Below are 14203 nucleotides of genomic sequence, written 5' to 3'. Positions count from 1 at the left end.
TCATGGCAACATTGCTGCTGCAGGCGGCCGGCGCTGCCCTTGGCTCCGTCTTCGGCCCGGTCGGCTCGGCCATCGGGCAGGCGGTCGGGGCGCTCGCCGGCGCCTCCATTGACCGCGCGCTGATCGGCTCCGGCTCGACCGTCACCGGCGCGCGGCTGGCCACGGCGCGCATTCCGGGCGCTGACGAGGGAACGCCGATCACCCGACTCTATGGCACGGCGCGCATCGGCGGCACGCTCTTCTGGGCGACGCGCTTCGAGGAAGAGGTGACGAGCGAACGTTCCGGCGGCAAGGCCTTTGGCGGCGGTGGCGGCGTGACGACGACGAGCTATCGCTATTTCGCCAATTTCGCCGTTGGCCTCTGCGAGGGCGAGGCGACGGCGATCCGCCGCGTCTGGGCGGACGGGCAGGCGCTCGACCTCTCGGCCGTCGAGATGCGGCTTTATCGGGGGACGGCAGACCAGCTGCCCGATCCGCTGATCGAGGCGAAGCAGGGTACCGGAAATGCGCCCGCCTATCGCAACATGGCCTATGTCGTCTTCGAGCGGCTGCCGCTCGGCGATTTCGGCAATCGCATTCCCGTTCTTCAGTTCGAGGTTGTGCGCGCGATCGGTGCTCTGGAAAAGCAGATCGAAGCCGTCACCATCATTCCGGGCGCGAGCGAGCATGGCTATGCGCCGGGACAGGTGACGGAGACGACAGGGCCGGGGGCCTCGCGCATCCTCAATCGCAATGTCAGCTATGCCACGACCGACTGGCAGGCCTCGCTCGATGAGCTGCAGGCGCTCTGCCCGAACCTGAAGCGCGTGTCGCTTGTCGTCTCCTGGTTCGGCACGGATCTGCGCGCTGACCAGTGCCGCGTCGTGCCGGGCGTCGAGGTGGCAAGCCGGACGGATGAAAGCGCGCCATGGCAGGTCTCCGGCGTTTCGCGCGGGGCCGCGCATCTGGTGACTGAGGTCAATGGTGGTCCGGCCTTTGGCGGCACGCCCAATGATGCAGCCGTGATGGCGGCGATTGCGGATCTCAAGGCGCGGGGGCTCGCGGTCACGCTCTATCCGCTGATGCTAATGGATATTCCGGCCGGCAATGCGCTTGCCGATCCCTATGGCGGAAGCCAACAGGCGGCCTATCCGTGGCGTGGGCGCATCACAGCCATGGCGGACAGGGCCGCCGCAACGCGCGCGGCGGTCAACGCCTTTTGTGGTACTGCCATGCCGGGCGATTTCGCCGTGGCGGGCGGGGCGGTGAGCTATACCGGCGCAGGCGAGGGCTATCGCCGCATGATCCTGCATTATGCGCATCTGGCAGCGCTGGCCGGTGGCGTCCATTCCTTCATTATCGGCTCGGAAATGCGCGGGCTGACGCGGCTGCGTGATCAGGCGGGTGCCTTTCCCTTTGTCGAGGCGCTGACGGCGCTGGCCGCTGATGTGCGCGGCATTGTCGGCGGCGGCGTCAAGCTCACCTATGCGGCCGACTGGAGCGAATATTCCGGCTTCCATCCTGACGATGGTTCGGGCGACCAGTTCTTCAACCTCGATCCGCTCTGGGCGAGCGCGAATATCGATGCGGTTGGCATCGACAATTATCTGCCGCTGGCAGACTGGCGCGATGATGATCTGCTCTCCGCCAATCCGGATGGCGCCAGAACCGCCGATGACCGCGACGCCATGGCCCGCGCCATCACCGGCGGCGAATATTTCGACTGGTTTTATGTAAGCGACGCCGCGCGGGCGAGCCGCACCCGCACCGCCATCACTGACGGCGTGGCCGGCAAGCCCTGGGTCTTCCGCGCCAAGGACATTGCCGGCTGGTGGTCGAACCGCCATTATGAGCGGCGCGGCGGGGCGGAGCTTTCAAGCCCGACCGGCTGGCTGCCGGGCATGAAGCCGATCTGGTTCACAGAACTCGGCTGCCCGGCGGTCGAGCGCGGCGCAAACCAGCCCAATGTCTTTCCCGATCCGAAATCGGCCGAAAGCGCGCTGCCGTATTTCTCCTCCGGTCAGCGCAGCGACGCCATGCAGCGGCGCTTTCTCGAGGCGCATTATGCGCATTGGAAGAGCGGGGCAGCACCTTCGGGCATGCTCGCCGCCAGCAATATCGCGGTCTGGACCTGGGATGCGCGTCCGATCCCCGCCTTTCCATATGACACCGCGCTCTTTGCCGATGGCGGCAACTGGCAGACGGGTCACTGGCTGAACGGGCGGCTGGGGGCAGGCACGCTCGCCGATGTTATCGCCGCGATCCTGACCGATCACGGCTTTGCCGATTTCGACGTCTCGGCGGTCTCTGGCGACCTCACCGGCTATGTGCAGGGCGATGTCGCCTCGGCCCGCACCATGATCGAGCCGTTGATGGCCGCCTTCCAGATCGATTGTCGCGAGAGCGGCGGGCGGCTCGTCTTTTCCTCCCGCGCCAAGGTCTCGAACCCGCCGCGCGTGCTCGACGTGCTGGCGGACCGCGAGGACAGGCCGCTCTGGAGCGAGACGCGGGCGCAAGAAAGCGATGTCGCGGCACAGGCGACGCTCGACTATTATGACGAGGCTGGCGACTACGAAAGCGCGGTCGCCCGCTCGCGCCGCATGGCGGCTGGCAATGATCGCGTCGCTTCCGGTGCGATCGCCGGCGTGCTGCCGGAGGTGACGGCGGCTGCGGCGGCAGAGGAAATCCTGCGCGATGCGCGGCTTGCCCGCCGGTCGTTGAAGCTCGGTGTCGCACCCTATTTGCTGGAATTGGAACCGGGCGATGCCGTGACCCTGCCGGGTCTTGCCGGCCGCTTCCGGGTTGCCCGCATCGAGGATGGCGCGGCGCGGACGATCGAAGCGGTGGAATATGCCCCGCCTGTCGGCGCGCATGCCTATCGGGAGAGCGTGACGCGGCCGGGCAGGGGCGAGAGCGCCCAGCTCTTCGCCCCGGTGCTCGCCTTCCTCGACCTGCCGAGGCTGGGGTCGAAACCGGCGGAAAGCCATGCCAGCGCCGCCGTTCTGGCGCGACCCTGGCGGATCGTGACGCTTTCTGCCGCGACCGGCACGGAAGGCTACCGCCCGCGCGCCGTTGCGACACGGCCGGCGACGATCGGAACGCTTGCCAGCGCATTGCCGCCCGGCGTTTCCGGCCGGGTCGACCGGGCCAATATCGTGGACGTGTCGCTCGCCTTCGGCAGCTTCGCCTCGGTGACGGAAGCGGAATTGCTGGCGGGTGCCAATCGCCTTGCGGTGCGGGCCGCGAACGGCGTCTTTGAAATCATCAGCTTCGAAACGGCGGAAGAGGTGGCAGCAAACCGCTGGCATCTTTCCTATCTGCTGCGCGGCCAGTTCGGCACCGTGGACGCCATGGCGGCGGGGGCGGGCGTTGGGGCCGATGTTGTCCTGCTCAATGAGGCCATCGTCTCGCTCGGGCTGGATCCCAGCGAGGCTGGTCTTTCACTGAACTGGCGGGCGGAGGCGGGTGTTTCCACCGTTGGCCCCATCGCCTTTGCCGGCGGGCGCCGGGCCGCAACGCCGCTGGCGCCGGTCCATCTGCGGGCGCAGCGCCTGGGATCTGGCGATATCCGCCTCGCCTGGACACGCTCGGGCCGGGTCGATGGCGCCAACTGGGATGCCTATGACATCCCGCTCGACGAGCCGGAAGAGCGCTATCTGCTCGACATTCTCGACGGCGGCGGAAACCGTCTGCGCAGCGCCGAGGTGACCGCACCCGCCTTCACCTATTCTGCCGCGGATGCGCTTGCCGATTTCGGCGCGCCACCCGCATCGATCCGCTACCGCGTTCGCCAGATCGGCTGGACCGTGGCATCCGGCCTCCCTGCCGAGGCCGCGCTCCCGCTGTGAGTGCGGGATCCGCGGCAACGATCCCACGCTCTGTTGTGACGCCATCCCGGACGCGAAACCGGGTCCTGTTTTCGCGAAAATTGCCCAGCCAACCGAAGGAGAAGAGCATGGAAGACATGAAGACCTGGTACCAGTCCCGCACCATCTGGGGTGCGGTCATCGCCATTTCGGCCTCGCTCGCGCATGCCGGCGGCTACAGCCTGTCTGCCACCGATCAGGGGCAGCTTGCCGACGCGGCGCTGTCGCTCGCCGGGACCGTCGGCGGGCTGATCTCGATCTGGGGGCGCATGAAGGCGACGGCCAAGGTTGCGTGAGGCTTTCGCCATATCCGATTTCGCCGCATCCCCCGCATTTCGGGGATGCGGCTCATAGTGGTTGCGCTATCTTTCAGTGATTCGGATCTCGATTTATGGGACACTCAAATGACTTTCAGCATCTTTGCCTGGACCGTATTTCCGGTCATCGTCGCCCTCGGCTGCTTTGCCTTCGTGGCCTATGATCACCAGGGGCGCAGCTCCCGGTCCGGCAAATGACAGGGCTTGCCGGTCGGTCCGTTTCCTCCTGATCACGGCCTTCCCGAAAGAGCGGGGACCGACCATCGCCTCCCGCCGTTCCTGCTTGCACGGAGCCGGTTTTTCCGCTCATGTTCATTTGTCATTCAGATGCGCATCTGTATGAATAGGCTCGATTTGAGACATCCAAGCTCATGAAAGCAATGCAATGGGATCGCATCTGATTTTGGCCGTGGCGGCCCTCGGACTTGGCATGGTGGGCGAGCCCGCCAACAAGGACCTTATCGCCGTTCGTGGCGATTGTTCGGCAGCCGCCCGCGAGGCACTGTCGGAGCATGGCGGGACGCTTCTCTCCGTCGAACCCGTTGGCAACGAATGCGTCATCACGATATTGGTGCAGAACAACGGCGAGCGGCCGAAGAAGAAGGTCGTTCACAAGCCTATGTAAGCCGGGCCATTCAACCTCGGCCGATGAAGACGATACGTAAGACGGGATTTGACGCATGCGCATATTGGTCGTGGAAGACGACGAGAACCTGAACCGGCAGCTGAGCGAATCGCTGAAAGAGGCCGGCTATGTCGTCGATCAGGCCTTTGACGGCGAGGAGGGACATTTTCTCGGTGATACCGAACCCTATGACGCCGTCGTGCTCGATATCGGCCTGCCGGAAATGGACGGCATCACGGTGCTCGAAAAATGGCGCGCTGCCGGCCGCGTCATGCCCGTTCTACTGCTCACGGCGCGCGACCGCTGGTCCGACAAGGTTGCCGGCATCGATGCGGGCGCGGACGACTATGTCGCCAAGCCTTTCCATATCGAGGAAGTGCTGGCCCGCCTTCGCGCGCTCATCCGCCGCGCCGCAGGTCATGCCTCGTCCGATCTCATCTGCGGCCCCGTCCGCCTCGACACCAAGAGCTCCAAGGCGACCGTCGATGGCGTGACGCTGAAGCTGACGAGCCACGAGTTCCGGCTTCTCTCCTATCTCATGCACCACATGGGCGAGGTCGTCTCCCGCACCGAGCTCACCGAACATCTCTACGACCAGGATTTCGACCGCGACTCGAATACGATCGAGGTCTTTGTCGGCCGCCTTCGCAAGAAGATGGGCGTCGACATGATCGAGACCGTGCGCGGCCTTGGCTACCGCATGCAGGCACCCGCCAAATGAGGCCCCGCCAATGAGGCCCAGCGCATGAGATCGGCAGCATGAGAATAGGGTTTGGCGCGCAATCACTGACGCTCCGCGTTGTCCTGTCGGTTTCGATCTGGGCAATTGCGGGTCTCGTGGTGATTGCGATTGCCATCTCGACGCTCTACCGGCGTGATGCGGAAAAGAGCTTCCGCGACCTCTTGCGCGCCCATCTCTTCAACGTCGTCAACTCCGTTTCCATCAACGAGAACAAACAGCTGGCCGGTCGTCCGGAACTGGGCGACCTGCAATTCTCGCAGCCGGGAACCGGCTGGTACTGGATTGCCGAAGGGGTCGGCCAGTACAAGACGACTCCGCTCGTCTCGCCTTCGCTGGGGGCCTCGCCGCTGCCGGAAAAATCGGTGAGCGATGCGCCCTTCGATATCCGCTTCCAGCGTTTCTACGACATCAAGGACGCGCTCGGAAACAGCCTTTCCGTGGCTGAAACGGAAGTCGAACTTGACGATCAGGGCGATATCGTCCGCTTCCGCGTCACCGGCAACAAGGCCGTGGTGGAGGCCAGCGTCGCCGCCTTCAACCGCAGCCTCTATCTGGCGCTGACCATATTCGGCGCAGGCAGCCTTCTCGCCAATGCGCTCGCCATTCTTATCGGCCTGCGCCCGCTCGACCGCGTGCGCAATGCGCTCGAAAATATCCGCGGCGGCCGGGCGGAACGGCTGGAAGGGCGCTTTCCGAACGAAATCCGGCCGCTTGCCAACGAGGTCAACGCGCTGATCGACAACAACCGCCGCATCATCGAGCGCGCGCGCATGCAGGTCGGCAATCTCGCCCATTCGCTGAAGACGCCGATTGCGGTGCTGATCAACGAAGCACAGGCGATGACCCCGTCGCATGGCGCGCTGGTGCGGCAGCAGGCCGAGGCCATGCAGTCGCAGGTGCAGTCCTATCTCAACCGCGCCCGCATCGCCGCCCAGCGCGAGACGGTTCTGGCCCGCACGGAGGCGCGCCCGGTTCTCGACCGCATCGTCCGCGTCATGCAGAAGCTCAATCGCGAGATCGAGTTCGAGATGGATGACCGGGCGCCCGGCACGGTTCTCGCCATGGAGCAGCAGGACATCGAGGAAATTCTCGGCAATCTTCTCGAAAACGCGGCCCGCTATGCCCAGTCATCAATCCGTGTCTCGCTGACCGAGCTGGATCTTCAGGACGGGCGCGACATGGCGGAACTGACCATCGAGGACGATGGTCCCGGGCTGGAACCGGACCAGATCAAGGAAGCGCTGAAGCGGGGCAGGCGGCTGGACGAAAGTCGCCCGGGCTCCGGCCTCGGGTTGTCCATCGTCAGCGAGATCGTTTCCGAGTATTCGGGACGCTTCGATTTGTCGCGCGGACCGTCCGGCGGCCTGCGCGCCTCGCTGATTCTGCCTATAGTCGCGCAGGAAAAGCCGAAACGTGGTTGATTCTGAGGCGCTTGTTCCCCATAATTAATGTGGAGGAACGACGCGGGCGAGATTTGCAAGGACGAAAGACGGGGAAATGGTGATCGGGGGTACAGCGCAGACAATGAAGCTCATGGTGACATGCGCCATGCTGGCGGCTGTCGCCATCACGTCCGGCTGCGCCACATCATCCAAGCGCTCGTCGACGCCGCTTGCCTTCGCGACCCCTCAGACCTCCTTCTCCTCCGGCGATGCCTTCGTGCGCGCTCTGGACGGTGGACTTGTCTCGCAAATTCAAGGCGCTAACCTTGGTGCCGAGGATCGCAAGCTCGCTCTGCAGGCCGAATACAAGGCGCTGGAAGACGCGCCCGGTGGCCAGCCCGTTCCGTGGTCCGGCGCAACCGGCGTCAGCGGCACGGTCGTTGCCGCAACCCCCTATCAGGTCGGCACGCAGAACTGCCGGCAATATACACAGACCGTCAGTGTCGACGGCCGTTCGCTGATTGCGCGCGGCGCTGCCTGCCGCAATCAGAACGGCACCTGGACGCCGCTCAGCTAACGGGTGACCCCGAAAACCGGGGCCGATTGTCGCAAAGCGCGATGCGCAGGCCTGAACATCACAATGAATTGATCCGGAAACCGTTTGAGCGAGGTCAAACGCCCGCGTCAAATTGCCGTGTATTGCCTTTTGTCAGTTGGAAACCCTTGGGGCTTGGGGTAATTGAGCGGCATGCTTTTCTGGATCATTGTCTCCTGCGTCACCGCGCTTCTGGCGGTCGCACTTCTCGCGCCGCTCCTGCGCCGCTCTGCAACAGCCGGCGGCGAGCACAGCCATGACGTGGAGGTCTATCGGGACCAGATGGCGGAGGTCGATCGCGACGCCGCCGCGGGCCTGATTTCCGCCGAAGAGGCCGAAAATGCCCGCGCCGAAATCGGTCGCCGCCTGCTTGTCTCCGCCGACAAGGCCAGCAAGGAAACGGGCGAAGTCGCAAGGACGGGCCGCCATCCGCTGGCCCAGGCCTTCATCATCCTTCTCCTTCCCGCCATTGGCATCGGCCTCTATCTCTATGCCGGCAGCCCCGGCGTGCCTGATGCGCCGCTTGCAGCGCGTCTCGCCAATCCCGGCAACGATGTCGCGCTGCTGCTCGCCAAGGCGGAAAATCACCTGATCCAGAACCCGGACGACGGCGCCGGCTGGGATCTCGTGGCACCCATCTATCTGCGCAACCGCCGCCCCGACGACGCGGCGAACGCCTATCGCCAGGCCATCCGCATTCGCGGCGAGAGCGCCGAACGCTTGTCCGGCCTCGGCGAATCCATCGTCGCCTCCAATCAGGGGCTGATCAGTTCCGAGGCCACGGATGCGTTCCGCAAGGCTCTGAAGCTTGACAGCAACGATGCCCGCTCCGAATTCTATCTGGCCTTCGCGCTGGAGCAGGAGGGGCGCAGCATGGAGGCGCTCGCAGCCTTCCAGGCGCTTGCCAAGTCATCGCCGCCCGATGCGCCGTGGCAGCCGGTCGTTGCCCAGCACATCGCCACGCTGCAGAAGGGGCCTGCCGAAGCCAAGCCGAACCCGGATGCGCCCGGCAATCCGACGGCTGCCGATGTGGCCGCCGCAAAGGACATGAATGCCGGCGACCGCCAGCAGATGATCGAGAACATGGTGGCGGGCCTTGATGAAAAGCTCAAAGCCAATCCGAACAATTTCGAAGGCTGGATGCGGCTCGTGCGCTCCTATGCCATGCTGAAACAGGCCGACAAGGCAGGCGATGCTCTGGCGCGCGCGCTGAAGGCGTTTCCCGCCGATGGCGAGCAGGGCAAGCAGCTTGTCGCCCTTGCCGGCGAGCTCGGCATCAAGGCCCCGGAGGCAAAGCCATGACCCGCAAACAGAAACGCCTTGCCATCATTTCCGGCGGTGTCGGCTTTATAGTGCTGGCCGTCCTGCTGATCATGTTCGCCTTCAGCCAGTCGGTCTCCTATTTCTACGTGCCGGGCGATCTGCAGAAGGCCGATGTGAAACCCGGAACCCGCATCCGCCTGGGCGGTCTCGTCAAGACCGGGTCCTGGGTGCGCGGCGAGGGGACGACCTCGACATTCGAGGTGACGGATACGCTCTCGACCGTGAAGGTGACCTATACCGGCATCCTGCCGGACCTCTTCCGCGAGGGGCAGGGCGTGGTGGCCGAAGGGGCGTTCGTTGCCGGCAATCCGGTCTTCGTGGCCGATACGGTGCTCGCCAAGCATGACGAAACCTACATGCCCAAGGATGTGGCGGACCGGCTGAAGGCGCAAGGCGTCCAGCTCAGCGGCAAGGAGACGGTCAAGTGATCATCGAATTCGGCCTTTATGCGCTCGTCCTGTCGCTTGCGACCGCGATCGTCCTGTCCGTCCTGCCGATCATCGGCGCCCGGCGCGGCGATGCCAACCTCATGGCCGTGGCGCCGGTCGCGGCGCTCGGCCAGTTCGTGCTGGTCACGATCGCCTTCGGCGTCCTCATGCACGCCCATCTGGTCTCGGATTTCTCCGTCGCCAATGTCTGGCAGAATTCGCATTCGCTGATCCCGACGCTCTACAAGGTCTCCGGCGTCTGGGGCAATCACGAAGGCTCGATGATGCTCTGGCTTCTCATCCTGTCGCTGTTCAGTGCACTCGTCGCCATCTTCGGCGGCAATCTGCCGGCGACGCTGAGGGCCAATGTGCTTGCCGTGCAGGGCTGGATTTCCGCCGCCTTCATTCTCTTCATCGTGCTGACCTCCAATCCGTTCCTGCGCATCATGCCGCCGCCGCCGGAAGGCCGCGACCTCAATCCGGTGCTGCAGGATGTCGGTCTCGCCATCCATCCGCCGCTGCTCTATCTGGGCTATGTCGGCTTCTCCGTCTGTTTCTCCTTTGCCGTTGCGGCGCTCATGGAAGGCCGCATCGATGCCGCCTGGGCGCGCTGGGTGCGGCCCTGGGCGCTCGCCGCCTGGACCTTCCTCACCGCCGGCATCGCCATGGGCTCCTACTGGGCGTATTACGAACTCGGCTGGGGCGGCTGGTGGTTCTGGGACCCGGTCGAAAACGCCTCCTTCATGCCCTGGCTTGCCGGCACGGCGCTGCTGCACTCGGCACTCGTCATGGAAAAGCGCGAAGCGCTGAAGATCTGGACCGTGCTTCTGGCGATCCTGACCTTCTCGCTCTCGCTGCTCGGCACCTTCCTCGTCCGTTCGGGCGTGCTGACCTCCGTCCACGCCTTTGCGAGCGATCCGTCGCGCGGCGTCTTCATTCTCGCCATTCTGGTGATCTTCATTGGCGGTGCCCTGACGCTGTTTGCGCTGCGCGCCGGTTCGCTGACGGCGGGCGGCCTGTTCGCGCCGGTGTCGCGGGAGGGGGCGCTCGTCCTCAACAACCTGATCCTCACCGTCTCGACCGCCACCGTGCTGATCGGCACGCTCTACCCGATGGCGCTGGAATCGCTGACGGGGGAGAAGATTTCCGTCGGCGCGCCCTTCTTCAACCTGACCTTCGGCCTGCTCATGCTGCCGCTGCTTCTGGCCGTTCCGTTCGGGCCGCTGCTCGCCTGGAAACGCGCCGATCTCCTGGGCGCGGCGCAGCGGCTCTTCTTCGCCGTCGCGGCGGGCTTCGTCATTGCAATTGCGATCTGGTATCTTGAAAATGGCGGGCCTGTCCTTGCCGTTCTCGGCATGGCGCTCGCCTTCTATCTCATGGTCGGTGCGCTCACCGATCTTTGGCTGCGTGGCGGTTTCGGCAAGGTTCCCTTCGCAACGGCGCTGCGCCGGCTTGCCGGCCTGCCGCGATCGGCCATCGGCACGGCGTTTGCCCATTTCGGTCTCGGCGTCAGCGTGCTCGGCATCATCGCCGTCAGCGCCTTCCAGACGGAAAACGTGCTGGAAATGAAGCCCGGCCAGACGGTCGAGGCCGGCGGCTATGTGCTGAAATTCGAAGGCATGCAGCGCGGCCAGGGACCGAACTTCACCGAGGATCGCGGAACGTTCAGCCTGTCGAAGGGCGGCACGTCGCTGGGCCCGATTTCCTCCTCCAAACGCGTCTACATGGCCCGCCAGATGCCGACGACCGAAGCCGGCATCCGCACCTTCGGCGCCAGCCAGTTCTACGTGGCGCTAGGCGACGTGATGCCGGATGGCGGGATCGTCGTGCGCGTCTGGTGGAAGCCCTTCATTGTCTGCATCTGGTTCGGCGCGCTGATCATGATGTTTGGTGGGTTCATCTCGCTGTCTGATCGGCGCCTGCGCGTCGGCGCGCCGTCGCGTCGCGCGAAGAAGGCCGCAGCACCCGCGCTGGAGGCCGCCGAATGATCCGCAGGCTCGCCTTCGCGCTCTTCCTCTTCCTCTCGGCGCTGCCCGCGCATGCCGTCAACCCGGACGAGGTTCTGGCCGATCCCAAGCTGGAGGCGCGGGCGCGCGAAATCTCGTCGCATCTGCGCTGCCTGGTCTGCCAGAACCAGTCGATCGATGATTCCAACGCCGAGCTCGCTCGTGACCTGCGGCTTCTGGTCCGCGAAAGGCTGAAAAGCGGCGCGTCCGACCAGCAGGTCTATGATTATCTCGTCTCCCGCTACGGCGAATTCGTGCTGCTCAAGCCGCGCCTGTCCGAACATACGCTGTTTCTGTGGGGGGCGCCGGCACTCCTCGCGCTCATCGGCGTGATGGGCCTCGGCTTCTTCGCCGCCTCCCGCAACGGCCGGCGAAAGGCCGTCGCGTTGACCGAGGAAGAAAAGGCGCGGCTGCAAGCAATTCTCAAAGAATAACTTTGCTTCACTTCTAATTTTTCTGGAACATTACCAAAAATTCATTCCTTAGCCACTTCACAGTAAGGTCTTCTGGTCTATCTCTTGTCCATCAACTGATCGGGTTCGCGACATACGAGCCCGGCAACTGAAAAGGGTGGTAGATCCAATGTCTTCTTCGAATTCCAATCGCGGCCTGTCCTACAAGACGATCCTCAAGTCGACAGCTGTTGCCGGCCTTGCCGCCGTCCTCCTTTCTTCCGGCCTGCCAGCGCGCGTGACGGGCGCCTTTGCCGAGCCGGTGCATATCGACGCGCCGCAGATGACGGGCTTCTCGACCATCGTCAAGGCCGTCTCTCCGGCCGTCGTTTCCGTCCGGGTCGAGTCGCGCGTACAGCAGGTTTCCGACGATACCAGCGGCTTCAACTTCGACTTCGGTCCCGGCCTCGACCAGCTTCCCGACAACAGCCCGCTGAAGCGCTTCTTCAAGCAGTTCGGCCAGGATGGCCAGGACGGCAAGAAGGCCCCCGGCCCGCATGCCGACAAGAAGCCCGGCGACAAGGGACCGCTTCGCCCGGTCGCACAGGGTTCCGGCTTCTTCATCTCTGAAGACGGCTACATCGTCACCAACAATCACGTCGTCTCCGACGGCAGCGCCTATGTCGTTGTCATGAACGACGGCACGGAGCTCCCCGCCAAGCTCGTCGGCACCGATCCGCGCACCGACCTTGCCGTCCTGAAGGTGGAGGGCAAGGATCGCAAGTTCACCTACGTCAAGTGGGCTGACGACGCCAAGGCGAATGTCGGCGACTGGGTCGTGGCCGTCGGCAACCCGTTCGGTCTCGGCGGCACGGTCACCGCCGGCATCATCTCGGCCATGGGCCGCGACATCAATTCCGGCCCCTATGACGACTTCATCCAGATCGATGCAGCCGTCAACCGCGGCAACTCGGGCGGCCCGACCTTCAACCTGAACGGCGAAGTGGTGGGCATCAACACCGCGATCTTCTCGCCCTCGGGCGGCAGCGTCGGCATCGCCTTCGACATCCCGGCCTCGACGGCCCAGACGGTCGTCGCCGAACTCATCAAGTCCGGCAAGATCGAACGTGGCTGGCTCGGCGTTCAGATCCAGCCTGTCTCGAAGGACATCGCCGAGTCGCTGGGCCTAGCGCAGGCCCAGGGCGCGCTGGTCATCCAGCCGCAGGAAGACAGCCCCGGCCTCAAGGCCGGCATCAAGAAGGGTGACGTCGTGACCGCGGTCAATGGCGAGCCGGTGAAGGATGCACGCGATCTGGCCAAGCGCATCGGCGCTCTCCGTCCGGGCACCAAGACCGACATCACCATCTGGCGCGACGGCAAGTCCCAGCAGCTTCAGCTGACGGTCGGCACCCTGCCGCCGGAACAGAAGATGGCCGCCAAGGAGGACAAGGGTCAGCAGGATCAGGGCGAGCAGAAGCAGACCTCGCTGGACTCGCTCGGCATCACCGTCGGCCCGACCGATGACGGCAAGGGCGTTGCAGTCCTCTCCGTCGATCCGAACTCGGCTGCAGCCGATGCCGGCATCAAGCAGGGCGACCGCATTGCCGCCGTCAACAACAAGGACGTGGCTTCCGGCAAGGAAATCACGAGCCAGCTCGACGCCGCCAAGAAGGAAGGCCGCTCCAAGGCGCTCTTCCAGGTCGAGACCGACAACGGCAGCCGCTTCGTGGCCCTGCCGACTGACAAGGGTTGATCCCGTCAGGCCTCATGAACGTGCGGCGCCGGAGAAGTCCGGCGCCGCATCGCCTCATGTCGCCATTTTCTGCTGGAGAGGCTATCATCATGCGTATGAAGATTCTGATTGTTGAAGATGACCTGGAGGCTGCGGCCTACCTCTCGAAAGCCTTCCGTGAGACGGGCATTGTTGCAGACCATGCAAGCGACGGCGAAAGCGGTCTCTTCATGGCCTCGGAGAATGCCTATGACGTGCTGGTGGTCGATCGCATGCTGCCGCGCCGCGACGGCATTTCATTGATCACCGAGCTGCGCACGCGCGGCAAGGATACACCGGTGCTGATCCTGTCCGCACTCGGTCAGGTCGACGACCGCGTCGAGGGCCTGCGCGCCGGCGGTGACGACTACCTGCCGAAGCCCTACGCCTTTTCCGAACTGCTCGCCCGTGTCGAAGTGCTCGGCCGCCGCAAGGGCGCGCCGGACAAGGACATGGTCTATCGCGTCGGTGATCTCGAGCTCGACCGGCTGGCCCACGAGGTCAGGCGCGGCGGCAAGGAAATCCTGCTGCAGCCGCGCGAATTTCGCCTGCTCGAATACCTGATGAAGAATGCCGGCCAGGTCGTCACCCGCACCATGCTGCTGGAACACGTCTGGGACTATCACTTCGATCCGCAGACCAATGTGATCGACGTTCACGTCTCGCGCCTGCGCTCGAAGATCGAGCGCGACACCGAGCGTCCGCTTCTGAAGACGGTGCGCGGCGCAGGGTATATGATCAAGGATGAAGCCTAAGCATTTCCAGGAAAAGTGCGAA

The 14203-nt window shown here is 64.5% G+C and carries 12 protein-coding genes; all 12 read left to right on the top strand.

The genetic code is table 11. The features are described 5' to 3' along the window. Nucleotides 1-2 precede the first annotated feature (2 nt). The 12 genes from LQK84_RS03515 (at nucleotide 3) to LQK84_RS03460 (ending at nucleotide 14181) form a co-directional block, all read left to right on the top strand. Complete coding sequence (locus tag LQK84_RS03515) at nucleotides 3-3827, top strand: baseplate multidomain protein megatron (RefSeq protein ID WP_230827230.1); 3825 nt, start codon at nucleotides 3-5, stop codon at nucleotides 3825-3827. A 107-nt stretch (nucleotides 3828-3934) separates the two neighbouring features. Continuing rightward, a complete protein-coding gene (locus LQK84_RS03510) occupies nucleotides 3935-4141 on the top strand; it encodes a hypothetical protein (protein WP_230827229.1) in 207 nt (68 codons plus the stop codon). A 406-nt stretch (nucleotides 4142-4547) separates the two neighbouring features. Continuing rightward, nucleotides 4548-4787, top strand: coding sequence for a hypothetical protein (locus LQK84_RS03505; RefSeq protein ID WP_230827228.1), 240 nt, complete (start codon nucleotides 4548-4550; stop codon nucleotides 4785-4787). A gap of 55 nt (nucleotides 4788-4842) precedes the next feature. Continuing rightward, complete coding sequence (locus LQK84_RS03500) at nucleotides 4843-5508, top strand: response regulator transcription factor (RefSeq protein WP_230827227.1); 666 nt, start codon at nucleotides 4843-4845, stop codon at nucleotides 5506-5508. 38 nt (nucleotides 5509-5546) lie between these two features. Continuing rightward, nucleotides 5547-6950 (top strand): sensor histidine kinase, encoded by a 1404-nt coding sequence (locus LQK84_RS03495; protein WP_230827226.1) that lies wholly within the window; start codon nucleotides 5547-5549, stop codon nucleotides 6948-6950. 76 nt (nucleotides 6951-7026) lie between these two features. Next, on the top strand, nucleotides 7027-7488 hold the full coding sequence (locus LQK84_RS03490; protein WP_230827225.1) for an RT0821/Lpp0805 family surface protein: 462 nt from the start codon (nucleotides 7027-7029) through the stop codon (nucleotides 7486-7488). Between the two features lie 171 nt (nucleotides 7489-7659). After that, the gene (gene ccmI, locus LQK84_RS03485) at nucleotides 7660-8808 is read left to right on the top strand and encodes a c-type cytochrome biogenesis protein CcmI (RefSeq protein ID WP_230827224.1); all 1149 of its coding nucleotides are present in this window, start codon (nucleotides 7660-7662) and stop codon (nucleotides 8806-8808) included. After that, entirely contained in the window at nucleotides 8805-9257 is a 453-nt protein-coding gene (gene ccmE / locus LQK84_RS03480; protein ID WP_230827223.1) for a cytochrome c maturation protein CcmE, read from the top strand. Before ccmI ends, ccmE begins: the two co-directional genes overlap by 4 nt. Beyond that, on the top strand, nucleotides 9254-11245 hold the full coding sequence (locus LQK84_RS03475; RefSeq protein WP_230827222.1) for a heme lyase CcmF/NrfE family subunit: 1992 nt from the start codon (nucleotides 9254-9256) through the stop codon (nucleotides 11243-11245). Before ccmE ends, LQK84_RS03475 begins: the two co-directional genes overlap by 4 nt. Continuing rightward, complete coding sequence (locus tag LQK84_RS03470; RefSeq protein ID WP_230827221.1) at nucleotides 11242-11697, top strand: cytochrome c-type biogenesis protein; 456 nt, start codon at nucleotides 11242-11244, stop codon at nucleotides 11695-11697. Before LQK84_RS03475 ends, LQK84_RS03470 begins: the two co-directional genes overlap by 4 nt. 148 nt (nucleotides 11698-11845) lie before the next feature. Beyond that, nucleotides 11846-13408 (top strand): Do family serine endopeptidase, encoded by a 1563-nt coding sequence (locus LQK84_RS03465; protein WP_230827220.1) that lies wholly within the window; start codon nucleotides 11846-11848, stop codon nucleotides 13406-13408. Between the two features lie 56 nt (nucleotides 13409-13464). Next, nucleotides 13465-14181 carry a response regulator transcription factor gene (locus LQK84_RS03460; RefSeq protein ID WP_330166393.1) on the top strand — a complete coding sequence of 239 codons (717 nt, stop codon included), beginning with the start codon at nucleotides 13465-13467 and terminating at the stop codon, nucleotides 14179-14181. Nucleotides 14182-14203: the final 22 nt, after the last annotated feature.

The sequence above is a fragment of the Rhizobium sp. C4 genome (genome assembly GCF_021026315.1).
In the GTDB taxonomy this organism is placed as follows: domain Bacteria; phylum Pseudomonadota; class Alphaproteobacteria; order Rhizobiales; family Rhizobiaceae; genus Ensifer_A.
This window is presented reverse-complemented; position numbering and strand designations above follow the sequence as displayed.